Annotated in this window: 23 protein-coding genes and 1 other RNA gene; 19 read left to right on the top strand and 5 right to left on the bottom strand. The window is 35.2% G+C overall.

All coding sequences use genetic code 11. The annotated features are described in order from the left end of the window. The first annotated feature begins 8 nt into the window (after positions 1 to 8). Both nth and KDN24_RS14760 read left to right on the top strand, forming a co-directional pair. The gene (gene nth, locus KDN24_RS14765) at positions 9 to 665 is read left to right on the top strand and encodes an endonuclease III (RefSeq protein WP_409973515.1); all 657 of its coding nucleotides are present in this window, start codon (positions 9 to 11) and stop codon (positions 663 to 665) included. Further along, positions 662 to 1,186, top strand: coding sequence for a YpoC family protein (locus KDN24_RS14760; RefSeq protein ID WP_409973516.1), 525 nt, complete (start codon positions 662 to 664; stop codon positions 1,184 to 1,186). The genes nth and KDN24_RS14760 overlap by 4 nt, the downstream gene beginning before the upstream one ends. 23 nt (positions 1,187 to 1,209) lie before the next feature. On the opposite strand, the gene KDN24_RS14755 is transcribed toward KDN24_RS14760, so the two are convergent. Continuing rightward, a complete protein-coding gene (locus KDN24_RS14755) occupies positions 1,210 to 3,771 on the bottom strand; it encodes a PBP1A family penicillin-binding protein (RefSeq protein ID WP_409973517.1) in 2,562 nt (853 codons plus the stop codon). A 44-nt stretch (positions 3,772 to 3,815) separates the two neighbouring features. Next, complete coding sequence (gene recU, locus KDN24_RS14750; protein ID WP_409973518.1) at positions 3,816 to 4,427, bottom strand: Holliday junction resolvase RecU; 612 nt, start codon at positions 4,425 to 4,427, stop codon at positions 3,816 to 3,818. Between the two features lie 111 nt (positions 4,428 to 4,538). On the opposite strand from recU, the gene KDN24_RS14745 reads away from it, so the two are divergent. The 3 genes from KDN24_RS14745 (at position 4,539) to KDN24_RS14735 (ending at position 6,360) form a co-directional block, all read left to right on the top strand. Next, positions 4,539 to 5,528 (top strand): DUF2515 domain-containing protein, encoded by a 990-nt coding sequence (locus tag KDN24_RS14745; RefSeq protein WP_409973519.1) that lies wholly within the window; start codon positions 4,539 to 4,541, stop codon positions 5,526 to 5,528. A 135-nt stretch (positions 5,529 to 5,663) separates the two neighbouring features. Further along, a complete protein-coding gene (locus KDN24_RS14740; RefSeq protein ID WP_409973520.1) occupies positions 5,664 to 5,921 on the top strand; it encodes a hypothetical protein in 258 nt (85 codons plus the stop codon). 61 nt (positions 5,922 to 5,982) lie between these two features. After that, the gene (locus KDN24_RS14735; protein ID WP_409973521.1) at positions 5,983 to 6,360 is read left to right on the top strand and encodes a YppE family protein; all 378 of its coding nucleotides are present in this window, start codon (positions 5,983 to 5,985) and stop codon (positions 6,358 to 6,360) included. A 33-nt stretch (positions 6,361 to 6,393) separates the two neighbouring features. Here the strand turns inward: KDN24_RS14735 and yppF are convergent, their stop codons facing one another. Then, entirely contained in the window at positions 6,394 to 6,576 is a 183-nt protein-coding gene (yppF, locus tag KDN24_RS14730; protein WP_409973522.1) for a YppF family protein, read from the bottom strand. A gap of 210 nt (positions 6,577 to 6,786) precedes the next feature. Here yppF and KDN24_RS14725 point away from each other — a divergent pair, with 210 nt between their 5' ends. The 3 genes from KDN24_RS14725 to KDN24_RS14715 all read left to right on the top strand — a co-directional run bounded on the left by KDN24_RS14725 (position 6,787) and on the right by KDN24_RS14715 (position 10,845). Continuing rightward, positions 6,787 to 7,401: a YppG family protein gene (locus tag KDN24_RS14725; protein ID WP_491348059.1), complete on the top strand. Its 615-nt coding sequence runs from the start codon at positions 6,787 to 6,789 to the stop codon at positions 7,399 to 7,401. 188 nt (positions 7,402 to 7,589) lie between these two features. Continuing rightward, positions 7,590 to 8,453: an ABC transporter permease subunit gene (locus KDN24_RS14720; protein ID WP_409973524.1), complete on the top strand. Its 864-nt coding sequence runs from the start codon at positions 7,590 to 7,592 to the stop codon at positions 8,451 to 8,453. After that, the gene (locus KDN24_RS14715) at positions 8,446 to 10,845 is read left to right on the top strand and encodes an ABC transporter permease subunit (protein ID WP_409973525.1); all 2,400 of its coding nucleotides are present in this window, start codon (positions 8,446 to 8,448) and stop codon (positions 10,843 to 10,845) included. Before KDN24_RS14720 ends, KDN24_RS14715 begins: the two co-directional genes overlap by 8 nt. Positions 10,846 to 10,891: 46 nt before the next feature. On the opposite strand, the gene KDN24_RS14710 is transcribed toward KDN24_RS14715, so the two are convergent. Then, positions 10,892 to 11,365: an Hsp20/alpha crystallin family protein gene (locus KDN24_RS14710; protein WP_491348058.1), complete on the bottom strand. Its 474-nt coding sequence runs from the start codon at positions 11,363 to 11,365 to the stop codon at positions 10,892 to 10,894. Positions 11,366 to 11,569: 204 nt separating this feature from the next. Here KDN24_RS14710 and hcp point away from each other — a divergent pair, with 204 nt between their 5' ends. Further along, positions 11,570 to 12,868 (top strand): hydroxylamine reductase, encoded by a 1,299-nt coding sequence (hcp, locus tag KDN24_RS14705; protein WP_409973527.1) that lies wholly within the window; start codon positions 11,570 to 11,572, stop codon positions 12,866 to 12,868. 133 nt (positions 12,869 to 13,001) lie between these two features. On the opposite strand, the gene KDN24_RS14700 is transcribed toward hcp, so the two are convergent. Next, positions 13,002 to 13,694, bottom strand: a complete 693-nt coding sequence (locus tag KDN24_RS14700; RefSeq protein ID WP_409973528.1) for a Crp/Fnr family transcriptional regulator — start codon at positions 13,692 to 13,694, stop codon at positions 13,002 to 13,004. 166 nt (positions 13,695 to 13,860) lie between these two features. Between KDN24_RS14700 and KDN24_RS14695 the strand changes: the two genes are divergently transcribed. The 10 genes from KDN24_RS14695 to KDN24_RS14650 all read left to right on the top strand — a co-directional run bounded on the left by KDN24_RS14695 (position 13,861) and on the right by KDN24_RS14650 (position 25,142). Continuing rightward, positions 13,861 to 16,155 (top strand): DEAD/DEAH box helicase, encoded by a 2,295-nt coding sequence (locus KDN24_RS14695; protein WP_409973529.1) that lies wholly within the window; start codon positions 13,861 to 13,863, stop codon positions 16,153 to 16,155. Next, a complete protein-coding gene (locus tag KDN24_RS14690) occupies positions 16,130 to 17,413 on the top strand; it encodes a ribonuclease H-like domain-containing protein (protein ID WP_409973530.1) in 1,284 nt (427 codons plus the stop codon). The genes KDN24_RS14695 and KDN24_RS14690 overlap by 26 nt, the downstream gene beginning before the upstream one ends. A gap of 77 nt (positions 17,414 to 17,490) precedes the next feature. Continuing rightward, a complete protein-coding gene (locus KDN24_RS14685; protein ID WP_409973531.1) occupies positions 17,491 to 17,772 on the top strand; it encodes a CotD family spore coat protein in 282 nt (93 codons plus the stop codon). 103 nt (positions 17,773 to 17,875) lie between these two features. Beyond that, positions 17,876 to 18,448, top strand: a complete 573-nt coding sequence (locus tag KDN24_RS14680) for an SLOG family protein (RefSeq protein WP_409973532.1) — start codon at positions 17,876 to 17,878, stop codon at positions 18,446 to 18,448. Between the two features lie 77 nt (positions 18,449 to 18,525). Beyond that, positions 18,526 to 18,837: a cell division regulator GpsB gene (gpsB, locus tag KDN24_RS14675; protein WP_409973533.1), complete on the top strand. Its 312-nt coding sequence runs from the start codon at positions 18,526 to 18,528 to the stop codon at positions 18,835 to 18,837. A 78-nt stretch (positions 18,838 to 18,915) separates the two neighbouring features. Further along, positions 18,916 to 19,308, top strand: an RNA gene (gene rnpB, locus KDN24_RS14670) — RNase P RNA component class B. Between the two features lie 239 nt (positions 19,309 to 19,547). Further along, a complete protein-coding gene (locus tag KDN24_RS14665; protein ID WP_409973534.1) occupies positions 19,548 to 21,578 on the top strand; it encodes a sensor domain-containing protein in 2,031 nt (676 codons plus the stop codon). Between the two features lie 10 nt (positions 21,579 to 21,588). After that, positions 21,589 to 22,728, top strand: coding sequence for a THUMP domain-containing class I SAM-dependent RNA methyltransferase (locus KDN24_RS14660; protein WP_409973535.1), 1,140 nt, complete (start codon positions 21,589 to 21,591; stop codon positions 22,726 to 22,728). Between the two features lie 82 nt (positions 22,729 to 22,810). Continuing rightward, positions 22,811 to 22,981: a hypothetical protein gene (locus tag KDN24_RS14655; RefSeq protein WP_409973536.1), complete on the top strand. Its 171-nt coding sequence runs from the start codon at positions 22,811 to 22,813 to the stop codon at positions 22,979 to 22,981. Between the two features lie 235 nt (positions 22,982 to 23,216). Beyond that, complete coding sequence (locus tag KDN24_RS14650) at positions 23,217 to 25,142, top strand: ATP-dependent DNA helicase (protein WP_409973537.1); 1,926 nt, start codon at positions 23,217 to 23,219, stop codon at positions 25,140 to 25,142. The last annotated feature ends 15 nt before the right edge of the window (positions 25,143 to 25,157 follow it).

The following is a 25,157-nucleotide window of genomic DNA, read 5'->3' as shown; positions in this document are numbered from 1 at the left end:
GAGAGAAATTGTTAAATAAGAGTCAAATTCGATTTTGCCTTGATAAAATGGGGGAAATGTTTCCGAATGCCCATTGTGAATTGAATCATACAAATCCATTTGAGCTTGTCATCGCAGTTGCCCTTTCGGCACAATGTACAGATGTTCTCGTTAATAAAGTAACTGAACAGCTCTTCCAAAAATATAAAACTCCTCAAGATTATTTAAATGTTTCACTAGAGGAATTACAGCAAGATATTCGTTCTATTGGTTTATTCCGCAATAAGGCGAAAAATATTCAAAAACTATGTCAATTAATATTAACTGATTATGATGGAGAGGTTCCACGAGACCGAGATGAATTAATGAAGCTTCCAGGTGTTGGAAGAAAGACAGCAAATGTTGTCGTTTCTGTCGCATTTGGCGTACCTGCAATTGCAGTTGACACTCATGTGGAACGTGTTAGCAAAAGATTAGCCTTTTGTCGTTGGAAGGATTCTGTTCTAGAAGTTGAAAAAACATTAATGAAAAAGATCCCACTTGAAGAGTGGTCTGTTACCCATCATCGCATGATCTTTTTTGGCAGATATCATTGTAAAGCACAAAATCCTCAATGTACAATTTGCCCTTTGCTTAACGTATGTAGAGAAGGAAAGAAAAGGATAAAGGAGAAGAATGGACAGTGACAGAGGAGATTACAATAAACATTCCGCATGAATTAGAGCATCCATTCTTTTTTTTAGCAAAAGAAAAGTTAATAGTTGAGCGGAAGGCATTGCAAACAATGAATGTAAATATTCCATTTCTATATGAAGCTGCCTATTATTCTGGAATTGATGCAATGAGGCCATGGGAAATGAAAGAGGAGTGCATTTCACTTCTTATGTCAGAATGGAAGAAAATAAAAAGTACTCTCGATGAATTATTTTTAAATAGGAACTATAAACAAGCTTTAGAACCAATGAAAAAAGGAATTAGCCTCCTGTTGGAATTTATATATTGGGCAAATGAATCTCCGGTTCAGTTTTTTGAAGCTGATTTCATAAATAAACTAGCTTTTCGCCCAGTCAATATAGGAGAAAGATTATCCTTCATTATTGAACGTCCTGCTTTTTATCATTCCTTTATACAGTTAAGTGAATTAATGGTTGAAATGGAGAAACAATATGTTAAAAAATTAGCAGTAAAAAAAGCGTCTAAGCAATGAGCTTGACGCTTTTTTTACTGAAATTAACTATTTCCCGAATCCGGAGAAGTATCGTCAGAAGGGGGATCTTGTGTATTATCAGGGTTATCGATATGATCATCTGACCCGTTCCCATTTCCATTCCCGTTTCCGTTCCCATTTCCATTCCCGTTTCCATTCCCGTTTCCAGGGGTGCTATTATCGTCTCCTGAACCTTGATCATCGCCCCAGTCATTATCATGATCCGCATCTTGCAATGGAATTTCTACTTTCACAACTGCCGGATCACTTCGTTGATCCTCTCTCATGGCCACAACTTTAAATTGATATATACCTCCTGGAATCGGATTAGCAACTTTCAATCCATTTTCTGAAATTACTTGTAAAACTTGTTCAGACCCATCGTCGAGAGCGACGGAAACTTCGAATTGAACATTTTCTAATTCCTTAGGATAATCCCATGTTAATAAAATTTGATTCATCTCAGCGTCATATGCAGCTTTAAGTTGACTAGGCGCCTCTAATTTATCGTATTTTTCCGAAACGTCTGTTGGAGCATAGCCTTTTACGGCATACTCACGGATAATTTCGTTATCAGGTGTAAAATCACTAGCCAGTTTTGCAGGATTTGACCCTTTCTCAATGGCAACCTTCTCAACACTATTCGGTACAGTAAAATCAGGCGTATCGATCCCTTGCGATACATGCTGCATTAAGTTTTTGAATAGGCGCTGAGCAATTTGTTGATCTTTACCTGGTGCAATTGAATTTTTCATATCTTTATAGCCAGTCCATACTGCAGCGGTGTAATTAGTTGTATAGCCGGCAAACCAAGCATCAGGGATTCCACCTTTTTGGATATTCCAATCTTGAATTTGCTTAGCGTCATAGTTTGTTGTCCCCGTTTTTCCAGCCAAATGAAGCCCAGAAACATTTGCTAATTTCCCTGTACCGTAAGAGTCTTTCACAACACTTTTCAGCATATCTGTAACCATAAAAGCTGTATAATCCTTCATAACAGGCTTCGTGTCTGGAGAGACATTTATTTTTGAGCCGTCTCGCATTTCAATAGCGGTAATAGAATGCGGCTCTGTGTAAAATCCATTATTACCGAATGCACTGTATGCTCCAGCCATTTGGATTGGCGATACTGGAAACGTTCCAATGGAATGAGATTCAACCATCTCATCTATTGAAAATCCTAATCCATTAGCAAAATCTTTAGCCTTATCTAGGCCAACTTTTTGCAATGTTTGCAGTGCTGGAATATTACGTGAACGAGCTAACGCTTCCCGCATTGACATAACGCCCATATGTTTTCGATCCCAGTTATTGATTTTTACTCCATTAGAGTAAGTGTACGGCTTATCATCAAGTGTATAATAAGTACCCCATTTTAAATATTCAATCGCAGGGCCATAATCGGCAATCGGTTTAAAGGTAGAACCTGCTTGTCTTCTCGTGTCTTGGGCAAAGTTGAAACCGCGTTTAACTTTTAAGTTTCGACCGCCTCCAATTGCTCTAATTTCTCCTGTTTTCGTATCAAGCAGGGTAATCCCAGCTTGAAATTCATCATCTGGAAATTGAACGATATCATTTGAATTCAACATTTTTTCAACATAATCTTGTGCATTTGTATCCAATGTTGTATAGATGGTTAATCCGTCTGAAGAAATATCTAAATCAGGATATTTATTACTAATTTCGTCTATTACAATATCGACAAAGGAATCATATGGAGCATCATTATGTTTACGATCTTCTTCCTTAACAAGGCTAGATTCAACAGGAATTGCCTTTGCAGCTTCCATCTCTTCCTTTGTGATGAACCCATGCTGATTCATCAATGAAAGTACAATATTTCTCCTCTTTTCTGCTCTATCAGGATGCTTAAAAGGATTATAATTTTCAGGGCTTTGCGGCATTCCTGCGAGCAATGCAGCTTCATGCAACTCTAATTGATCAAGATCTTTACCAAAATAAATATGAGAAGCAGTTAATACTCCATGACTACGTTCAGCCATCCATATTTTATTAACATACATTTCGAAAATTTCTTCTTTTGTATATTTTCTTTCCAACTGGAAGGATAGCCAAGCCTCTTGGGCTTTTCTACTTAAGGTTTTGTTATTGTTAAGAAAGGAGTTTTTCACAACTTGCTGTGTAATCGTACTTGCTCCTTCTGCCCCAAAACCTCTTGTGAAATTGGCTACGACTGCTCCCGCTAGTCGTTTTAAATCCATCCCGTGATGCTTATAAAAGCGAACATCTTCTGTTGCAAGGAATGCATTTTCGACTAATTTCGGAATATCCTCATAATTAACATAGTCTCGTCGTTCTGACCCAACTTCTGTGATAACATTTTGATCTTTATCTAAAATCTTTGAAGGAATGGGATCCTTTAATTGTTTTTCATCTAGTTTAGGTGCATCCTTTACCATATAAGCAAAGGTTCCAGCGCCAGCAATAATACCTACAATGCCAAGAGCGATTAGAGTCAAGAAAATCTTCTTAAAGATTCCTTTTGGCTGTTTCTTCCGATTATTTTTCGGCTTTGTGGCATGTTGTTTTCGGCGCTCCTCTCTTGATTGGTATTTTTCTGCCATATATGTTCATCCTTTCTAGAATGATTGCTCTGTTTTTCTACAGTTTATTTTAAGTTATAAAGATAATCGATTTTTTTTATATAGTCAATTCTAGGCTGATAGCCTAGTGGAATTAAATGACCGTTTTCGATTATTTCTTCTTTCGTTATCGATTTTCTTCCGCCTTCTTTCATCCTTTGCCAAAATTTAAGCAAATAGTTCGCTTCTAAGAGAAAAATTTCTTCAGTACTCGAAAATCGTAAAAGAACAAAACATATTCCTTTTTGTTTCACAACTGCTTCCATATGTTTTATTTGGTGCTCATGGAAGTTTTTTAATGGGAATGATGTTTTATTTTGTGTTTCTTTTGCCTCAAAATCAATGTAGCGACCTTTATAGACACCATTATAATCAGTTGTTGATGCTAGTTTGAAATAGGCTTCTTTAATGACTGCTGCACTTCTTTTTGGATAGTCAACTTGGACAATTTGAACAGGTGTAGGCTTTTTATGAATGACAGCAATCTCGTGTACTAAATAATAATCATTTGTTTCATTAATATCTTCCTCCAAAGTCATACCACGATTACCAAATGACCATTTTTTCTCTTGCTTTAATTTTATCGCTTCCTTTTTTACCGGAACATATCTTTTGCCATTCGGATAATGGAAATTCATTGTTGTCACCTCACAAGCTACACTTATCATACCAAATCTCGAGAAATTTTGGTTGAATAAAAATTTCTGTTCTGTAAAAGGTAAAAGATATGCAGCTATTGGAGGATAATCATGTTTCCACTAAATAAAAAGACATGTTCGAGTACACTTGATAAAGATGAAGCAGAACTCATACAAAAAATTAAACATATGACAAAAGCCTGTAATGTTGATAATATTTCACGGACAGAAGCCTATTTTGATTACTATATTAAATTCCCTGAAATATGCTGGTCGTTTCTTGCAAGTATGGTGTCCCGTAATGCCGGTTGGAACATGTGCGACCTTGAAGGACTATCACTTCCGAAAATAATAAAGAAAAAATTTCGAACTAAACTTTTCTTAACATATGAACGGGCAAATTGGTTAATTTTCCAAGATGCTTATCCTCAACTACTGCTCTATCAATATTCGACGAAAATAAAGCGACCTATGTTTCATTTATTAAGCTTTTTCCATGTATCTTCATTTATGGAACAAGAATGGAACTGTTTTTGGAAAGAAAAGAATGTAAAGAGGTTATTGTATTCATTAATTATCAATGAGCAAAATGTTATTCAACAGCCAGTCATTAAACATCCACATTATAAAATGAAAGTATTTTATTCACCGATTTTTTTATTTCAAGATTGGTTTCATTTTAGTGCGGTTATTTTTCCAACTTGTCATGGTGAATTATATGGTGCGAGTGTTCATGGGTTTAAATCAGTAACAGAACGGATTAATTTAGGAAAAAGACTAGCACATATTTTATTTAAAAAAGAGCTATTTCCAAACTTCTTTGAATTTGCGTGCAGAACCGTTCATACAGGTTCGAGATATGATTATGAGTATTATTTTAATAATGGTACAAAAAGAACAACGCCATTTTTAAGATGTACATACCCCGCTATAAAGCATCGCAAACAATATATGAAAGATTGGTCAGCAAAAACACCGATAAAACGAAGATGGTTGAAGTTTGCTGGATTGCAAAAATATCCAATTGAAATGACGGATTGGTATTTAAATAAGCAAAGACAAATGAACAAAGCCATTTATATTCTAAGTATGATGAAATGACCTGTCGAATTGAAAGGCTGAGAATGCAAAAATATACTATCTTTGGCGAATCATTTCTAGTTTTGTCACTCGTGAAGGAAAGAATAAAATGATAGAGAATAGGTAGTCATACTATTTAAGTAAGGAGGGGTAATAATGAATGTTCAGGTCGTGGATAAAGAGACAGTGATGATGAAGTTAACGGAAATATATGCTCAAATAGAAGCTGCGGAAAACTTGCTAGAATCCAGTATTTCTTCAAAGGTTAACTGGGAAAATAGCTATTTAGCTAAACTTCGTGATTTAAGTGCAAAAGTAGAAAAGTTGGAAAAAAATGAAACCCTTCTCCCCGGTGTTTGTCATTCAATAAAAATCGAGCATTCAAAAAATCTCAAACTCAAACTTGGCTATTAAAGCAAATATACGATAAGATTATGTCACAGTAATCGGGTTATCAAGTATGGAGTTGAGTTTGATGAAAGAGAAAAACGAGTTAAAAAAATTAACCATTCAATTATTATCTTTGGTTAATACAGTCGCAGAAAAGTTTGAGGATGTAAAAAAGACAGGGAAGGCTGGAGACTTTTATACTGAAGTAAAGCCTTTTGCAGATAAAGTAAAACATATTAATGACCAATGGAGAATAGTAGCTTTAAACTGGATTGAGACGAGAAAGCCAAAAAACATGCATGTTGCGCAAATTGATTCCACATATGACCAAATTGAGGCTATAGCTGTTCAAGCCTTTTTTCCCGAAACAAGTCGTACGAGATTTACGAATATAGTGACATCAATAAAGTATATTTTGAATAACATAATTGCGTTAGTATCTAAAGAGGAAAGGGAGCCTTGAAATATGGGCTCCCTTTTTACATGATGGCAAAGCTTAAAAAGAATCAGGAACTTCTGCTCCTTGTGCTTCAAGCTCACGAACAAGATTCCGATAAACCGAAATCGAAATATCATTGTGAATATACGACTTTTTAGTAAAGTCTAGTAATTCATTTACATTTTCTGGATTGTGTTTTCGCTTTTGAAAAAACTCCATTGCTAGTTCGTGAACATTCATGCTAATTCCCTCCTCAAAAATTGGTAGAGCGTTAATTTCTTTTTTTTATATTAACATAAAGACGTGAACTTTTTTTGTTTTTGAAATTTTTAGACTTCCGACATTTTTTTTCATAGTTAGACATAATGTATGATTGCAAAGCATTCACAAAATGGGCGATAGGAACATAAATTGAAGTATAGAAATATATTTATAAAGAGGGTGTAACCTATGTTTGGCAAAAGGAAACAGAGAGCCACCTTTCATAATCAAGTACCATTTGCACACTTACCAAGCATGAATCCTTATTTGATGAGGATGTATCCCGAACATCATTTGCGTCAATATCCTTATCCTATGTATGGGAATGAGTTAGGAAATTGGAATCCATATATTCAGGGAAATCAAGCTTTCGGAGGGTCCCATTTAAGTAATCATCCATATCAGCCTTCTCCAATGCCAATGTACAATCAATATCCAACACCTAACTATCATTTTCAACAACAACATCAAATTCAACAACAACATCAAATTCAACAACAACATCAAAATGCACCAAATAATTATGCTCAAAATGTTTTTCAAAATCCTTTAGAACCTGAACATGATCAATTTTCCATGAATTCTCAGCAATCTTTTTCACCTAATCCATATATGAACCCTTATCCGAAACAATCATTTATTCCAAAACAACCTTCTGGTGTTCAATCCATTATTAACTCATTTAAATCTCAAGATGGGTCATTGGATTTTAATAAAATGATGAATACTGCTGGGTCAATGATGAGTGCCGTAAATCAAGTCTCTTCAATGGTTAAAGGTTTAGGAGGAATGATTAAACTTTAATTTTAATTAAAATGAAAATAGCGATTTTGGGATCGCCTGTGGTGAAGAGGGTGTCATTTAGATCTGACTTTTTTGGATCAACTCGTTGACTGTGACTTCTTCCCACAGGTATTTTTATGGAAAATTTTCGAAAAATTATTGACAGTTTAGAATGAGAATGAAAAAATGATTCAAAAGGAGGAGCTTATATGCTAAGAATTTTACAACAAATTGTGATAATCATCCTCTTAATCCTTACTCTAGCTTCTCTGCCAATGATGATCGAAATCGACCAAACAGAAAAGCAATTGAAGTGGAATTTTGAGAAGCTGCCTGATGTTTATACAAGCTTTATAAGTGAATTAAGCCATGGAAATCTTGGTACTTATCAATTAGGAATGCAAAGGAGAGAAATTGCTTCAGATATTGCGGATAATTTTTTTATGAGTCTAAAGCTCATGTTGGTGGGAGTAAATGTGGCAGTTGTGGTGAGTTTAATCTTTGGGATATTTATTAGCCGCTTCCGACTAACAAGGGTGTTTAATTACATATTGAATATTCTATCGACGATTCCGGACTTCATTATCATTATTATTTCTTTAATCTTGGCGGTAAAATTTTATAAATTAACAGGCGTTCGTATCATGTCACTACGTCCTGATGCAGGAGTATTAAACATATGGTTTCCTACCCTGCAAGTTAGTATTGCGCCAACCTTATATTTATTTAAACTTATTGCGGTAAAATATTATCAAACGAGTGGGGAAGATTATATTCGTACAGCTGTCGCGAAAGGACTGCGTTTGAATTATATTAATTTTCAACATGTTTATAAAAATATTGAACCGTTTATTAAAGCAGAGCTCGTAAAAGTAATCTCTTTAGCAATCGGAAATCTCTTTATTATTGAATACATAATGAATGTTTCAGGTATTACAAAATTTATCTTTCAAAGTAATGAAATTCAGCCAATTGCTATTGGATTATTTTCGTTGCTCATTATATCAGCAATTGTCTATTTATCAGTAAGAATACTATTTTATCTTTTTAAACGAGGATTTATATATGAATAAACTATTCAAGCTAAATTATCCATTCTATATCGGAATTGTATTCGTTTCCGCGTTACTATTTCTTTGTTTATTTGGACCGATGATGGCACCTCACACTTTAACAGAGATGCTTGAGACACAGTATACAAATGGTAAAGTTCTCTCACCTCCATTAGCGCCGTTTAAGGATGAAAGCTATTCATTGGGGACAGATAAATGGGGCTATGATTTATTAACGATGATCTTGTATGGGATAAGGTATACAGTGTTTATCGCATTATGTGTAACGATAATAAAAATGCTCTTTGGCACAATATTGGGCTTGTATATCGGGACTTGGAAAAAGACGCCAACCTGGATCATTGCATTTGAAAATGCTTGGAGCTATGTTCCATTATTTTTAATCCTTTATTTCTTCATGAGACCGATTAGTTTTAATAGTCATTTACAAGTTAGCACTTTAGTAAGCTATTTTATTATTATTGCTTCTGTCATAAGTATCCCAAGTATTGTTTCATCTATCAGATTAAAAACGGCTGAGCTTTACAAATCTGATTATATAGAAGCTGCTAAAGTATTAGGAGCGAGAAGAAATCGACTTATTTGGAAGCATATCTTCCCTTTATTGAAAGAGTCTTTATTAGTTACGTTTATTTTAGAAATTGTTTATGTCATTACGATTATGGGTCAACTTGCATTAATGAATATTTTTATTGGAGGGACAACTGTCCGTTTTGATCCACTAATATATCTTTCCGTTACAAAAGAGCTATCTGGTTTAGTTGGGCAAGCGCGGGGAAACATTTATGGAAATACTCATATTTTGATTGTCCCATTAATTGTTCTATTATTTACAACGATTTCATTTAGCATGCTGGCAAACGGCTTGAAAAATCGTTTTCAATCAAATTATGCGAAGACACCTTGGATTAAAACAGGTCAATCTGCAAATTTTAATCCGGTAAGAAAACAATTTGGCAGTAATAGGAGATTTTGGACTTTTAGTGGAGAAAAGCTTGCTTTTGTCTTGCTCATTTTTATTTTTATTGGAGCTGGCTCTTATGTATATCTAACTAGAGATGCAGACATAGGTGTAAAAAATAATAATAAAGCGAATTATGATTTGAAATTATCAATGGATGAGAGCGGTCATTTTGAAACAGCAGCAACAATTCATGTAAAAAATAAGTCAGACGTAGCGTGGAATGAACTCGTATTTTATTTTATCCCGAACGCTTTTATAAAAGGTCATCAATTTTCAGATGTGAAAGGCTTTTCAGAAATAGAAATGAAAGAAATTAACATTAATAATCAGAAAGTTCAGTACGATTTAAACCATGATACATTAACAATACATATCCCAGATGAACTGAAAAACAAAACAAAATATAAAGTGAAAATTGATTATTCTTTCACCGTTCCAGAAGGTGGAGTCAGGTTTTCTAAGGAGAAAGATAATTATTATTTAGCTCAATGGTATCCAATGCTTGCTACATTTCAAAATGGCAAATGGAATAAGGAAGATTATTCAGATCGTTTAGAAACGTATCACACAGATTTTTCTAATTTTAAAGTGTCTTATAAGATTCCGAAAGGCTATTCCTTCGTTTCGACGGCTGCTCGAGATGCAGAAATTGGCAAAACAGAAGGAACAGTAAAAATAAACAAAGTTAGGGACTTTTTCATCGCGATTATGAAAAACATGGACATGTATGAGACAAATGCAAATGATGGAGTAAATATCCGCTTATTTACAAAAAAAGATCATGATAAAAATATTGATGATACAATAGATTTAGCTAAAAGCGCCTTGATATTTTATCAGGAAAATATCGGAGAATACCCTCATAAACAATTAGATATTATCCTTGATAATGGAGTCTTTATGGAATACCCCGGGATCGTCACAATAAATCCTTATATCCAGGATACTCATTTTTATAATATTTCGATCGTTCATGAAATTGCACATCAATATTTTTACGGGGTCGTTATAAATGATCAATATCATGAAGCATGGATAGACGAAGGGATTACAGAATTTGCGACCTCATTGTATTTTTATATCGATAAAAATGAATCGGAATATATGGCATTCAGAATGTCGAATCGGCGACTACAAATTATTAGAGAGCTAGAGCTAGGAAGACAACATTCAAATGTATCATTGGATCAATTGAAAAATTCCGGCTATGTATATGGACAGCCTGCCGTTGAATTGCTAAAGATCATGAAGGATAAATACAGAGAAAAGGGAGATGATGTAAAAACAGTAAGTATGCAATTTCTTTCTGACTATTATGAGCATTTTCGTTATAAGGAAGTGGATACACAAGAATTCATTCGCTTCGCGAAATCCTATTTCAATGTTCCGACAGGCTATTTTAGTGGCTGGCTGAATACTTCAAAATAAAGATTATGTGGGGTCTGACACTTGTATAGTGGTCAGCCCCTATTTTTTATTCAGTACCACCGATAGAAATTTGCTTCCCTTTTTGCTTCGGAACTCGAATTTTCAACAGCCCATTTTTGTAAGAGGCTTTTACTTTGTTTTCTAAAATCGGTTGTGGAAGCGCAATTGTTCGTGATGATTTATGCATGGATTGTCTTCTCTTGACGATGTTTTTGTTATCATCTTCCTCGGTGAATGATTCAATTGCATGTACAGAAATCGTCATGTAATTTTCCAATACATCTATTTGAATTTGTTCACGATTTACACCTGGAAGCTCTGCAGTTATGACATATTCATTTACTGTTTCTTGCGTGTTTACTTGAAATGGTGCTGACATGGGGAAAGGATTTTTAAAAAATTCATCTATTGATTGCAAAAAACCTTTTACAGGCTTTTCATGGAATAATTGATTCATTGACTTCATTAGATCTCCAAATGACTCACTATTTTCACCTTTACTTCGTTTATTCACTGTCATTGCTCCTTTCTGACACTTCTATTGAGTATTTATTTCATTCCATTATATGAAGGTTATTAGGCGTTTGTTCGTTGTTAAAATTTCGACATAATTTTTTGAACGATTTTTGACAACTATTGCAGGAGTGATCTGAATCACACTTAATGCGTGATTTGGAATGTAAGCTGAACAATGTAAAAAGCGATGGAAAGAAGGAGATACATAATGTTTTGCTACCAATGTGAACAAACACCAACAGGGGGATGTAAAGTAGTTGGTGTATGTGGAAAAGATGAAACGATTGCGAGTCTACAAGATACGATCATTTTTGCATTAAAAGGAATTGCAGCATATCGCACTCACGCTAACCAATTAGGCTACACAGATCCATTTGTTGATGCGACAACACATGAAGCTTTATATATGACATTAACAAACTCCAACTTTAATGTTCAAGAGCATATTGATATGGCAATGAAAGTGGGCAGTTCAGCTGTTAGAGTGATGGAAATGTTGGATGAGGCACATACGAAAAGATTAGGAATACCTGAGCCTATTCGTGTTTCTCAAAACAAAATTGAAGGTAAATGCATCGTCGTTACTGGACATAATTTATTCGCTTTAGAGGAGCTGTTGAAACAAACTGAAGGTAAAGGAATTAATATTTATACGCATTCTGAAATGCTGCCTGCACATGGGTATCCACAACTAAAGAAATATGCCCATTTAAAAGGGAACATTGGGAAAGCATGGTATGATCAACGTCGATTATTTGAAAAATTCCCAGGGGCCATATTAGCCACTACGAACTGTGTAATGCCAATTAAAGGGTCATACGCAGATCGAATGTTCACTTATGAAGTTGCTGGTCTTGAAAATGTCATAAAAATTGTAAATGATGATTTCAGTCCATTAATTAATCGAGCACTTGAATTGCCTGAAGCGAATATTGAATCTGAGGAGACACTTCTTACAGGTTTCCATCATGAAACAGTATTAGGATTAGCTCCTGAAGTAATTGCAGCTGTTAAAGAAGGGAAGATTAAGCGTTTCTTCGTTATCGCAGGCTGTGATGCACCAGGGAAGGGTGGAGACTACTATCGTGAGCTAGCGACGTCATTACCTCCAGAAACAGTCATACTAACGACCTCTTGTGGTAAATTCCGCTTTAATGATGTTGACTATGGCGTTGTACCAGGTACAGAAATTCCACGTTATATTGACTTAGGTCAATGTAACAATTCAGGCTCAACAGTAAAAATTGCAAAAGCATTAGCTGACGCATTTGAATGTGAGATTAACGAACTACCTGTCAGTATTGTACTTTCATGGTTCGAGCAAAAAGCGGTTGCCATTCTTCTCGGATTATTTAGCTTAGGAATTCAAGATATTCGCATTGGGCCAAAGCCACCAGAATTTATTTCAGAAGGAGTATTGTCTGTTCTTCAAGAAACATTTAATTTAAAGCTTATCGGCACTGCACAAGAAGATATGGCAGAGATGCTTCAACTATCACATGTATAATAAATAAAGCTATTTCTAAATTCTCAAAATTAAAGCAGGTGGATAAAACGGAATGTTTTTATCTACCTGCTTTTTGCACCTTATTAATCTTTTTTGGATAACCTGATAGCCACAATGTCTTGTTCATCTCAAGCTATATAATTTCTTCGAATAGTTTATCAGGATTAATGATAAAATTCCCAGCTTTGTCTGCTTCAATCAATTTGTCTTTTTTCAGCTTAGTTAAAGTTCTGCTAACCGTTTCTCTTGTCGTTCCGATCATGTTGGCAAGATCTTTATTCGTAAATTCGGCTTTTAAAAGATATGTTTCATCATTCAGTTTTTGTCCGTGACTTCTTGCTAAGCGGACAAGAAGTTTAATAATTTGTTCGTATGTGTTATTAAGAATTTTTTCTTCTAGTCGGTCTTGTAGATCGATAATTTTCTCTCCGAGTACTTTAAAAACTTTAATACAAAGCTCGGGATTATCAATCAAAACTTTCTCAAAATGATCAATAGGCACAACAATTAAAGTTGAGTTTTCTAGAACCTCTGAAAAAGCAGGATAGCCACCTTTACGGAAAAAACCAACATGGGGAAACATTTCCCCTTTTTTGGCAATTGTAACAATTTGTTCTCTGCCGTTAATATCACTTTTATATATTTTAATTCTACCACTATTTATGAAATACACATTTTCAAGCGGGTCATCCTGCATGAAGACATGGCTGCCCTTTTTCCATTCCCTTGTGATTGAAATATCAACGATTTTATCCATTTCCGAATCATTTAGCTCTTTAAAGAGCGAAAATTGCGAAAGGACTCTTTTTATTTCTGCTAATTCCATCATCTCACCTCAGTGGTATTCCATTGTTAACACTATTGTAACAAAAAAATACCTATCATAAGCGATATGAACTTTAAGTTTATGAACATTATATGAAAGAATATGATCAATATACCTTTAATTACGAACGCTTATTCGCTAGAATAATAGGTATGAGGTGAATGAGATGAAAGTTCGGAGAAATTTGCAGGAGATTATTGATGAATTGAAAGCTACGGCTCAATATAAAGATAATATTGTACATTGGCACACTGTGGAAGAAAAAGAGGCGAAGATGAAAGACCTGCCATTAAATATTAATTCATCGCTTAAAGCTGCTTTACAAAAACGAGGTGTTACATCTTTATATTCGCATCAAAAGTCTGCTTATGAAAGGACAATGGAAGGGAAAAGTATTGTTGCTGTAACGCCGACGGCTTCAGGAAAAACACTATGCTATAATCTCCCTGTTCTGCAAACAATTATTAATGATGATAATGCAAGAGCACTTTACCTGTTTCCGACAAAGGCGCTTGCTTCAGACCAAAAAAGTGAACTTAATGAAATCATTGAAGAAACTGGGTTGAATATTAACAGCTATACTTATGATGGGGATACATCAACAAATATACGTCAAAAGATACGAAGAGCGGGTCATGTAGTCATGACAAATCCTGATATGCTTCATTCTGCTATTTTGCCCCATCATACGAAATGGGTGTCATTATTTGAGAACTTGAAATTTGTTGTCATTGATGAACTTCATATTTATCGGGGTGTTTTTGGTAGTCATGTGGGAAATGTGATCCGCCGCCTTCGAAGAATCTGTCGTTTTTATGGGAGTGACCCTATTTTTATTTGTACTTCTGCAACAATTGCAAATCCTCGTGAGCTAGCAGAAAAGCTCATCGAAAAATCGGTTGAACTTATTGATAATAATGGGGCACCAAGCGGGAGGAAGCATTTTGCTTTTTATAATCCTCCAGTAGTTAATATACCATTAAATATTAGAAGAAGTGCTATTCTAGAGGCAAGAATGCTTGCAGGGCATTTATTAAAAAATAAAATTCAAACGATTGTTTTTGCAAGAAGTAGAGTTAGGGTAGAAATATTGCTATCATATTTACAGGAGCTAATTAAACATCAATTAGGCCCAAAAGCAATTCGAGGCTATCGGGGCGGTTATTTACCTAAAGAAAGAAGAGAGATAGAACGCGGTCTTCGAACAGGTGAAATATATGGTGTTGTTAGTACGAATGCGCTTGAATTAGGAGTTGATATTGGACAGCTGCAAGTATGTGTGATGACTGGCTACCCCGGGTCGATTGCAAGTACTTGGCAACAGGCGGGGCGAGCTGGAAGAAGGCATAGTGAATCACTTGTCATCCTTGTGGCAAGTAGCAGTCCGCTTGACCAATATGTGATTCAAAACCCTGATTATTTTTTCAATAAAAGTCCTGAGACAGCTCGAATTAATCCTGATAATTTAATCATTGTTATTGATCATATTAAATGTGCGGCGTATGAGCTACCGTTTTCAGAAGGCGAGAAATTCGGTACTTTTGAAACCGAGGAAGTACTTGAATATTTAGTTGAAGAAAGAGTCCTATATCAAAATGGTGAAAAATATTACTGGATGAATGATGCGTTCCCAGCGCACAATATTAGTCTTCGTTCAGCTTCCCAAGAGAATATTGTCATTATAGATCGTTCGAATATTGCAAAGGTGAAAGTAATTGGTGAAATGGATCGATTTTCTGCGATGACACTTTTGCATGATGAGGCAATTTATCTACATCAAGGAATCCAATATCAAGTCGAGCTGCTAGACTGGGAAGAAAAAAAAGCTTTTGTTCGTGAAGTGGACGTAGATTATTATACAGATGCAAATCTTGCAGTCGGACTAAAAGTGTTAGAAGTGGATAAACATCGCAATACACTAAGTGGAGAAATAGGATATGGGGATGTATGTGTTACGGCGATGGCAACTATTTTTAAAAAAATAAAGTTTGAGACCCATGAAAATATCGGCTCTGGACCAATTAGTCTGCCTGAAGAAGAATTACATACAAGCTCTGCTTGGGTCTCGTTAAATGAGGATATATTGAAACAAAGTCGAGCGGAACAAGGAATAATTGGGACAGCACATGTATTACGACATATAGCACCGCTCTTTGTGATGTGTGATCCACAGGATATTCATGTCGTACCACAAGTGAAAGCTGCTCATAATGAAAAACCTACTATTTTCTTCTATGATCGTTATCCTGGTGGGGTAGGATTAAGTGAGAAAATATATGAGAATTTCGAATATGTCTTAAGAGAAGCAAGGATGATGGTTCGAAAATGTCCATGTGAAAGTGGATGTCCATCGTGCATCGGAACAGATGTTGCGTCCCAAAGTGCGAAAGAAGATGTATTAACGATATTAGGAAAATTTGTGGCGGAAATCGGTCATGATGGTGATAGTCATGTCCATTAAAAATAAACTAAACAGGTTAAAACCTCATCTTACACCTAATCAGAATAAGAAAGAGCAGCTTCTTGAAAATATTTCAGCGAATTCGTTTGAAATCCCATTTCTCGATAAGTGGGAAAAAGAGAATGTATACCCATATTTTTTTGATAACAGTTTTTGTCTCGTAAGAGAGAAGGAGTATTCTCTTCAATTTAAAAATGGACTTTATTCTTTTTCACATTTTCAATCAGCTGTTAATGCGTGGAATAACTCTACTATCTCTCATCCTCTTTCAACGAAAGGGTATCAGCCTGAAAGTCTTTTTTTCTTTGATACCGAAACGACAGGATTAGGTGGTGGGGTTGGGAATTCTATCTTTATTCTTGGTCATGCAAGCTTAACGGAAAATAAAATAAAATTAAAGCAGCACATACTGCCGCATCCTGGGGCAGAAATTCCGTTATATCAAAGCTTTCTTGAGAGCATTAATTATCATACGATGATTACGTATAATGGCAAAGCCTTTGATTGGCCGCAAGTAAAAACACGTCATACGTTAATAAGAGAAAATGTACCGAAGCTTCCTCCGTTTGGACATTTTGATCTCTACCATGCTTCAAGAAGAATGTGGAAACATAAATTAGAGCGTTTGAAATTATCTATTGTTGAAAAAGAAGTATTAGGAATCGAACGAAAGGATGATATACCTGGCTTTCTTGCACCGATGATCTATTTCGATTTTGTAGAAAGGAAGGACCCTGAAGGAATGATAGGGGTTTTAAAGCATAACGAACAAGATATATTGTCTTTAATTAGTTTGTATACCCATATTTCCTATCAGCTACTAGGGCTCGATAATAATCAATCAACAAGAGAAGTATATGAAATTGGCCGTTGGTTTTCCCAATTAGGAGATTCAACTGTAGCCAAAAAAGCCTTTTCTACGATAACTGATAGTAATGATAGTCATGCACAATATGCAAAACATGCTCTTGCTTTCGAATACAAGAAACAAAAAATGTGGAAAAAATGCGCTGAATTATGGATAGAAGTTGCTGAAAAGGGAGAACAAAAACTTGGACTAGAGGCTTGTATTGAGCTTGCTAAATTATATGAACATCGAGAAATAGACTTGACTCAATCCCTGTTCTTTACGGAAAAGGCGGAAAAAAAATGTCGAGAAGCTTTCACTGACAAAAGCCCTAAATTTCATGCTTTTCAAACGGACATACACAAAAGAAAGATGAGACTCATAAAGAAATTATCAAAGCAAGAAAAATAGGTATATTCATTAGTACAAGATTCCCTTATTCATCATAGGTTGTAGTGTAAATAATTTTGATGAAAGGGGATCTTTAAATGTATTGCGGACCAAGACCAACTAATGTTTTTCCTGCTACCGTAAGTCCGACAAAATGCTGTGTAAACCATACTTTCCAAAATAATATCGTGCCACACATTCATCCGTCCCATACGACAACAGTTAATCACATTCATTTTCAACACCAGCATTACTTCCCGCATACGCAGTCGGTCGTGAATGAAGTAACAAACCAGCAATTTGCTGCAGTACCTGGCCCAGTCCCTGGAGGATTTGGTGTTCCTAGACCAGGATTTGGCCCCGGACCTTTTTTTGGATAATAAGGATGAGAACAAGGGCATATTGCCCTTGTTTTCTCCTATCATATAAGATAAATAAAGGCATTTTCTAAATGCTAAAGTTTTTAATTGAGGAGCATTTAATATGGCGAAGGTCGCAATAATTTCAGGATATAAACCATATGAAATCGGAATATTTAAGAATAATGACCCTGCAGTCGTATACATAAAAAAGGCATTGAAAAACAATCTTTTAGCCTTATTAGAAAATGGATTAGAATGGGTATTAATCAGCGGTCAGCTTGGAACAGAACTATGGGCTGCTGAAGTCGTGTTTGACTTACAATTAGAAGGCTATGCGGATCTGCAGCTTGCCGTAATTACTCCTTTTTTGGACCAAGAGGAGTCTTGGAATGAGGTGAATAAGGAATGGTATGAATCCATTCTTGCTCAAGCGGATTTTATCGATTCAGTATCCCACAAACGATATGAAAATCCTTCACAGTTTCGGTTGAAAAATCAATTTTTTCTTGAGAAAAGCAATGCACTTCTTATGTTCTATGATCCTGAGAAAGAGGGGAGTCCAAAATATCTTTATGAGACTGCCAGAAGTCATCAAGAACAAGGTGAATATGATATTCGATTAATTGATTTTTATGAATTGCAGTTACTCGTAGAGGAAGAGCAAATGAATCAAAACGATGATGTAGAAAATTAATCCGAAAGAAAAATTGACAAAAATGCATATCTTTGAAAAAATAGTAATGATGATCGTGATACTTAGAGGTGATTTGCGTGCTTTCTGATAAAGTAAAATTAACAGCGAAAGATATTTTGGAAAAAGAATTTAAAACGGCGATGCGTGGGTATAAACCTGAGGAAGTCGATAAGTTTTTAGACTGGATTATTAAAGATTATGAAACGTTCCATCAGGAGATTGAAGATTTACAGCAAGAAAACATGAGATTAAAGAAGCAGCTTGAAGAAGCTTCTAGACGTCCAGCTCCAGCTCCAGCTGCTCAAACTGCTGGAACAACAAATTTTGATATATTAAAGCGTTTGTCCAATTTAGAAAAACACGTTTTTGGTAATAAATTGTACGATTGACATGTATTCTCTCAATTTCTTACTGAAAACATTTGCTATTCAAGTAGAAGTCACATATAATAAATGTTGTCATTAATAGCGTTCGGGTAATCGCTGCAATGAGCTACAAGTGAATTGTAGAGGAAAGTCCATGCTCGCACGGGCTGAGATGTCCGTAGTGTTCGTGCCTAGCCAAATCATAAGCTAGGGCAGCTAATATAATTAGCTGACGGCAGGGAAAATACCTAAGTCTTAATTGATATGGTATGAATACCTTGAAAGTGCCACAGTGACGAAGCCTCTTTAGAAATGAAGAGGGTGGAACGAGGTAAACCCCACGAGCGAGAAACCCAAATTATGGTAGGGGCACTTTCTCTAAGGAAATGAACGAGGAGAAAGACAGGTTTTATTTACCTGTAGATAGATGATTACCACCTGTGTACGAGACTAAGGTCGTTTGTAGTACAAAGGAACAAAACATGGCTTATAGAACGTTATTAGTGAGCAAATTTTGAATAATTTTGATAAGCTCTCCTTTTTAAGGGGAGCTTTCTTGTATTCTCGAGAAAAAAAATATATCATTAAAGAATATATCTAGTAAAAATAAGTCCAAACATACTTGAAATATATTTAAAATATGCGTTTAATGTTTTTATCGAATATTATTGCTATTTGCAACATGATAATAGGAGAAATAGGTAGAATAGGAAATGAATAAGGATGGAAAAACAATGATATTGTCAGAATTTGTCTTTAATCATATACAAGAGGGAATCATTGTTTTGAATAATGATTTATCCATCATCTCCGTAAATCCTTGGGCACAAAAAATAATTCATTATTCAGACGAAGAAGCAAAGGGTGCCAGCTTTTCTACTTTATTTAAAGATGTTAACAATTTTCATATTCTTCTTTCTGAACTTCGAGCAAACGAAAAATGGGAAGGAGAGGTTTGGAAAAGAAGGAAAAACGGAGAGTTTTTTCATGCGTGGTTAAATATTAAACAGATTATCGACGAAAATAAGTATATAATTAATTATCTTGTTGTTATACGTGAAATAACAAACGAGCAAAGTTCAAAAAATGCCATTAAACTTGCTACAAAAGTTCTGGAAAATACAAGTGAAGGGATTATGGTGACGAATCCTCGTGGAAGAATTATTTCAGTAAATCCCGCATTTGAAATTGTAACTGGATATAGTTCAGAGGAAGTGGTCGGTAAAAATCCAAACATACTGCAATCTGGGGTACATGATAAGCAATTTTATAAGACAATGTGGAAACATGTTCACGAACAAGGCTATTGGAAAGGAGAAATTTGGAATAAACGAAAAAATGAAGAGATTTATCCAGAATGGCTGACGATTAGTGCAATTAAAGATGATTTCGGAAATCTTATAAATTATGTTGCTGTGTTTAGCGATATTACCGATCGTAAATATGCAGAGGAGCAACTTAGATATTTAGCTCATTATGATTCCTTGACAGGTGTTGCAAATCGTTATAGTTTGAATAAGCGGTTAGAGGGATTAATCCAAACGGCTGAAAAATATGGTCAACAGCTTGCGATTCTCTTTCTTGATTTAGATCGCTTTAAGCAAATCAATGATACACTTGGACATAATTATGGGGATTTACTTTTAAAAAATGTATCCTCAAGACTTAAAGGCTTAATAAAAAACAAAGATATGATTGCACGGCTTGGGGGTGATGAATTTGTCATCGTTTTGCCAAATATTAAACACCCAAAAGAAGCTATACATATCGCAAAACGGATTATTGAGGCGTTTTCAAAATCTTTTTTTCTAAATACACAGGAAGTATATGTTTCTACAAGTATTGGCATTAGCATATACCCTATGGACGGGACTGATATGGAGACATTGCTGCGAAATGCTGATAAAGCGATGTATACCGCAAAAGCAGGTGGCAGAAATCATTATGAACTATATCATGAGGAAATGCATAGTAATGAATCGATCCAGAGGATAACAGAAAATTATTTGCGTAAAGCGCTTGAGAGGGACGAATTTTTTCTTGAATATCATCCGATTGTTGATATGGAAACAAGTGAAATTGTGAGTGTAGAAGCGCTTGTGCGGTGGAATCAACAAGACCTAGGGATGATTTCACCAGCAGAGTTTATTCCTTTAGCAGAGGAAACAGGTTTAATTATCCAAATAAGTAATTGGATTATTCAAAAAGCATGTGAAGATTTAAACTTACTTCATTTAAATGGTTACCCTCTCTTAAGAATGAGTCTAAATATCTCGGCTATCTATTTCAATCAAGATAGTTTTGTGAAAGGGATTTCTGATATTTTCCGTCATACGAATGTGAATCCATATTGTATCGAATTAGAACTAACAGAAAGCATGATTATGCCAAAAGCAGTCGAAACGGTTGATAAACTTGTAAAGCTTAAGCAGCTTGGGATAAAATTATCTATTGATGATTTTGGTACAGGCTACTCCTCATTAAGCTATTTAAATCGTTTTCCGATTGATACGTTGAAAATTGATCAAAGCTTTGTTCGCGGTCTAACTGTCTACAAGGATGACAGTTCAATTGTTGAAGCTATCATAAGGATGGCACATCGATTGCATTTATCCGTTGTGGCTGAAGGGGTTGAGAATAAGCGGCAGTATGAGTATTTAAAAAAAGAAAATTGTAACAGCATTCAAGGCTTTTATATTACGAAGCCTCTCAAATTAACGAAGCTTTTGGAGTTTTTGAAAATGTGGGAACCAGAATTATTATAAGGGTGAAAATATGACAAGCTTTAATATTATAGCAACATCTGCAATGGGCCTTGAAGCCCTTGTTGCGAAAGAAGTGCGTGGGTTAGGATACGAGTGTGAGGTCGAAAATGGCCGTATTTCATTTAAAGGTGATGAATTAGCCATTGCTCGTGCGAATATGTGGCTTCGCACGGCAGATAGAATTAAAATAAAAATTGGCGAATTTAAAGCAACGACTTTTGATGAGCTTTTCGAAAAAACAAAAGCTCTTCCATGGGAACAATTTTTATCTGAGGATGCTGAATTTCCGGTAACAGGAAAATCTGTAAAATCAACACTTTTTAGTGTGTCTGATTGTCAAGCAATTGTTAAAAAGGCGATTGTCGAAAGACTGAGGAAACATTACAAAAAAACAGGATGGTTTGATGAAAATGGACCTCTCTATAAAATTGAAGTTTCTCTTTTAAAGGATGTTGCTTTATTGACTATCGATGCAACCGGTAGTGGTTTGCATAAACGAGGTTATCGAACAGGCCAAGGGGAGGCGCCACTAAAAGAAACGCTTGCTGCAGCACTTGTTATGCTTACTAATTGGACACCAGATAAACCATTTGTCGACCCTTTTTGCGGCTCTGGAACCATTCCAATTGAAGCGGCTTTAATCGGTCAAAACATTGCACCAGGATTTAATCGAGAATTTGTCTCAGAAACATGGAAATGGATTTCTGAAAAAGTATGGGATGAAGCGAGAATAGAAGCTGAGGACCTTGCAAATTATGATCAGCCTTTAGATATTATTGGAGCTGATATTGATCATCGAATGGTAAAAATAGCAGAGGAAAATGCTTTTGAAGCAGGTCTTGGTGATTTAGTGAAGTTTAAACAAATGCAAGTTCGTGATTTTACAACAATGAAGGAATACGGAGTCATTGTGGGGAATCCTCCTTATGGTGAAAGACTTGGTGACAAAGAAGCCGTACAAAAAATGTATTTCGAGATGGGAAAAGCTTTTTTACCTTTAGAAACATGGTCCATTTACATTCTTACATCAAATGAAAATTTTGAAGAATTTTATGGCAAACAGGCTACAAAAAAACGGAAATTATTTAATGGTTTTATCCGAACAGATTATTATCAATATTGGGGAAAACGTCCTCCAAAAGTTAAATAACAGCGCTAAATCTTTAAACACATATAAGCTGCTCCTTCTGAATATGATATACATATCATAAAAATGGATAGGAGGGCTCCTGTTGAATCACTCTATGATTGATTTTAATAGAATATCCCAAGTATTAACAAATACGCTTGAATTGGTTAAGGCTGAAGCAAGTTCGTCGGCTATCGCGCTTACGCAGCTAGAGAATGCGCAAAATGAACTCCAGCAGGCAATGTCCTTTTCATTCTTGTTAAAATATAAATAGAGATGTGATTCTTATTGATCAGATCTGACTAAATTTGTCAGGTCTTTTTTTCTTGACACTTTTTGATTATACGATAGAATGATTGAATGGCCTTTTTGTTTAATAAAGGAACATTTAAGTAATAATGATACAGGGATGTCATGAAGATTCTCTATCGAATAGCTCGGCTGACGCATAGGCGCCTCCAGTTTTCAAATAGAGTATGTAGAATAATATTTTTTTATGGAGGGGTACTATGCAAAACAGATTGCCATTTGCCTTATCAAAAAGTGATTCATTTTATGATAAATTAAGCGAATGGATCGGGGATGTTTTTTATGATATTTTGCCAGAAAATGGCTTTGAAATACGTGATGAACAGATTTTTATGGCATTTCAATTAGAAAAGGCGTTTAAAGAAAAGAAGGTTATTTTTGCAGAAGCTGGTGTCGGCACAGGAAAAACAATCGTTTATTTACTTTATGCAATCGCATATGCTCGCTATACGAACAAGCCGGCAATAATCGCTTGTGCTGATGAAACTTTGATCGAGCAGCTTGTTAAAAAAGAAGGTGATATTGCTAAAATCGAAAAAGCATTATCATTAAATATTGATGTGAGACTGGCGAAGTCAAGAGATCAATATTTATGTTTAAATAAGCTTGATACACATGTCGCAAGTGAGGATTTTGAAGCCTATAATTCGATTTACGATGGTCTACCAGATTTCGTTCATTCAGGTTCGTCCATGCAAATATTTGAGAGATATGGCGATCGAAAGGATTACCCAGAACTTAATGATGAAAAATGGGCTAATATTGCCTGGGACCCTTTTCAAGATTGCTTTTCTTGTGAGAAACGGCATCGGTGTGGTCAAACATTAAATCGAGATTATTACCGCAATGCGAAGGATATAATCATTTGTTCCCATGATTTTTACATGGAGCATATTTGGACAAAGGATTCGAGAAAACGTGAAGGTCAGCTGCCATTATTACCAGAAAGTTCATGTGTTGTTTTCGATGAGGGACATTTATTAGAGTACGCTTCACAAAAAGCATTAACATATCGACTAACCGAACAAATACTTGAATCGCTTTTGACTAGATTAATGGAAAATGATGTAAGGGAAAAAACCTTACATATCATTGAACATGTTATTATTCAAAATGAACAATTTTTTAATACATTAACGAAAGCATCTTCAGCACCTGACGGCTCAGATAAAAAAACAATCACAAAAACACCTCAAGTTTTGGCTGAAGGAAAAAAACTATTTGAATTAATCAGTTCATTAGAGGAAGAGCTCGTCTTTGAAAGTGAAATGTATGTGATAAATGACTATGATTTAAAAATTGTTGAAGAATATTTAGAACAAATAACTTATTCATTGTCACTCTTTCTTAAAGAATTAAAAGGGATTAATTGGTTCGAAGAGAATAATGGTGAACGAACTCTTGTCATCATGCCAAGAATGGTTAAAGATATTATGAGGGAAGAGGTCTTTTCACAGAAGAAGCCTTTTATTTTCTCCTCGGCAACTTTAGCAGAAAATCAATCCTTTGATTATATGGCAAGTGGTCTTGGAATTGAAAGTTATTTAAGCTTCTCTGTCGCTTCTCCATTTGACTATGAAGAAAATATGGTCATTTATACGCCAACATTCCAAGAGAATGATTATATTTCGAAAATGCAATATATACATGAACAAATGGAAAAAACAGAAGGAAAGGCTTTAGTTTTATTTGCCAATAAGACTGAACTTATTCGCTTTAAAGAATATTTACATGGAAAAACAACACTTCCGATCTATTTTGAAGGAGATGCAGAAATTAGTACACTTGTCTCTTATTTTCAAAATGAAGAGAATTCTATACTTTGTGCAGTTCATTTATGGGAAGGTCTCGATATTCCAGGCAAAGCGCTTGAAAATGTTTTTCTTTTCTCGCTCCCATTTCCACCACATGATCCAGTATTTACCGCAAAACGTGAAAGTGTGAAGAATCCTTTTTATCAAGTTGACCTTCCATATATGATTTTACGTTTACGGCAAGGGATCGGAAGACTAATTAGAACGCATGAGGATAAGGGGACTATTCATATTTTGCTTAATCATAATGAACAGCAGGAAGTAATTGACTTAGTGAAAAATGTTCTTCCAACAACGGTCGAAGTAGGATAGATCGAAAAGCACAAG

The organism is Cytobacillus sp. Bva_UNVM-123 (assembly GCF_046351715.2).
GTDB lineage: Bacteria > Bacillota > Bacilli > Bacillales > Cytobacillaceae > Cytobacillus.
The sequence above is the reverse complement of the archived record's forward strand: the minus strand, read 5'-3'. Positions and strand labels throughout refer to the sequence as shown.

Bases quoted from the DNA above. Each gene is read 5' to 3' on its own strand.
- KDN24_RS14695 (WP_409973529.1), top strand. From the start codon at position 13,861: ATGAAAGTTCGGAGAAATTTGCAGGAGATTATTGATGAATTGAAAGCT.
- KDN24_RS14720 (WP_409973524.1), top strand. From the start codon at position 7,590: ATGCTAAGAATTTTACAACAAATTGTGATAATCATCCTCTTAATCCTT.
- KDN24_RS14665 (WP_409973534.1), top strand. From the start codon at position 19,548: ATGATATTGTCAGAATTTGTCTTTAATCATATACAAGAGGGAATCATT.
- KDN24_RS14700 (WP_409973528.1), bottom strand. From the start codon at position 13,694: ATGGAATTAGCAGAAATAAAAAGAGTCCTTTCGCAATTTTCGCTCTTT.
- KDN24_RS14715 (WP_409973525.1), top strand. From the start codon at position 8,446: ATGAATAAACTATTCAAGCTAAATTATCCATTCTATATCGGAATTGTA.
- KDN24_RS14660 (WP_409973535.1), top strand. From the start codon at position 21,589: ATGACAAGCTTTAATATTATAGCAACATCTGCAATGGGCCTTGAAGCC.
- KDN24_RS14685 (WP_409973531.1), top strand. From the start codon at position 17,491: ATGTATTGCGGACCAAGACCAACTAATGTTTTTCCTGCTACCGTAAGT.
- KDN24_RS14740 (WP_409973520.1), top strand. From the start codon at position 5,664: ATGAATGTTCAGGTCGTGGATAAAGAGACAGTGATGATGAAGTTAACG.
- KDN24_RS14725 (WP_491348059.1), top strand. From the start codon at position 6,787: ATGTTTGGCAAAAGGAAACAGAGAGCCACCTTTCATAATCAAGTACCA.
- hcp (WP_409973527.1), top strand. From the start codon at position 11,570: ATGTTTTGCTACCAATGTGAACAAACACCAACAGGGGGATGTAAAGTA.
- KDN24_RS14680 (WP_409973532.1), top strand. From the start codon at position 17,876: ATGGCGAAGGTCGCAATAATTTCAGGATATAAACCATATGAAATCGGA.
- KDN24_RS14755 (WP_409973517.1), bottom strand. From the start codon at position 3,771: ATGGCAGAAAAATACCAATCAAGAGAGGAGCGCCGAAAACAACATGCC.
- KDN24_RS14690 (WP_409973530.1), top strand. From the start codon at position 16,130: ATGATGGTGATAGTCATGTCCATTAAAAATAAACTAAACAGGTTAAAA.
- yppF (WP_409973522.1), bottom strand. From the start codon at position 6,576: ATGAATGTTCACGAACTAGCAATGGAGTTTTTTCAAAAGCGAAAACAC.
- KDN24_RS14650 (WP_409973537.1), top strand. From the start codon at position 23,217: ATGCAAAACAGATTGCCATTTGCCTTATCAAAAAGTGATTCATTTTAT.
- KDN24_RS14745 (WP_409973519.1), top strand. From the start codon at position 4,539: ATGTTTCCACTAAATAAAAAGACATGTTCGAGTACACTTGATAAAGAT.
- recU (WP_409973518.1), bottom strand. From the start codon at position 4,427: ATGAATTTCCATTATCCGAATGGCAAAAGATATGTTCCGGTAAAAAAG.
- KDN24_RS14710 (WP_491348058.1), bottom strand. From the start codon at position 11,365: ATGACAGTGAATAAACGAAGTAAAGGTGAAAATAGTGAGTCATTTGGA.
- KDN24_RS14735 (WP_409973521.1), top strand. From the start codon at position 5,983: ATGAAAGAGAAAAACGAGTTAAAAAAATTAACCATTCAATTATTATCT.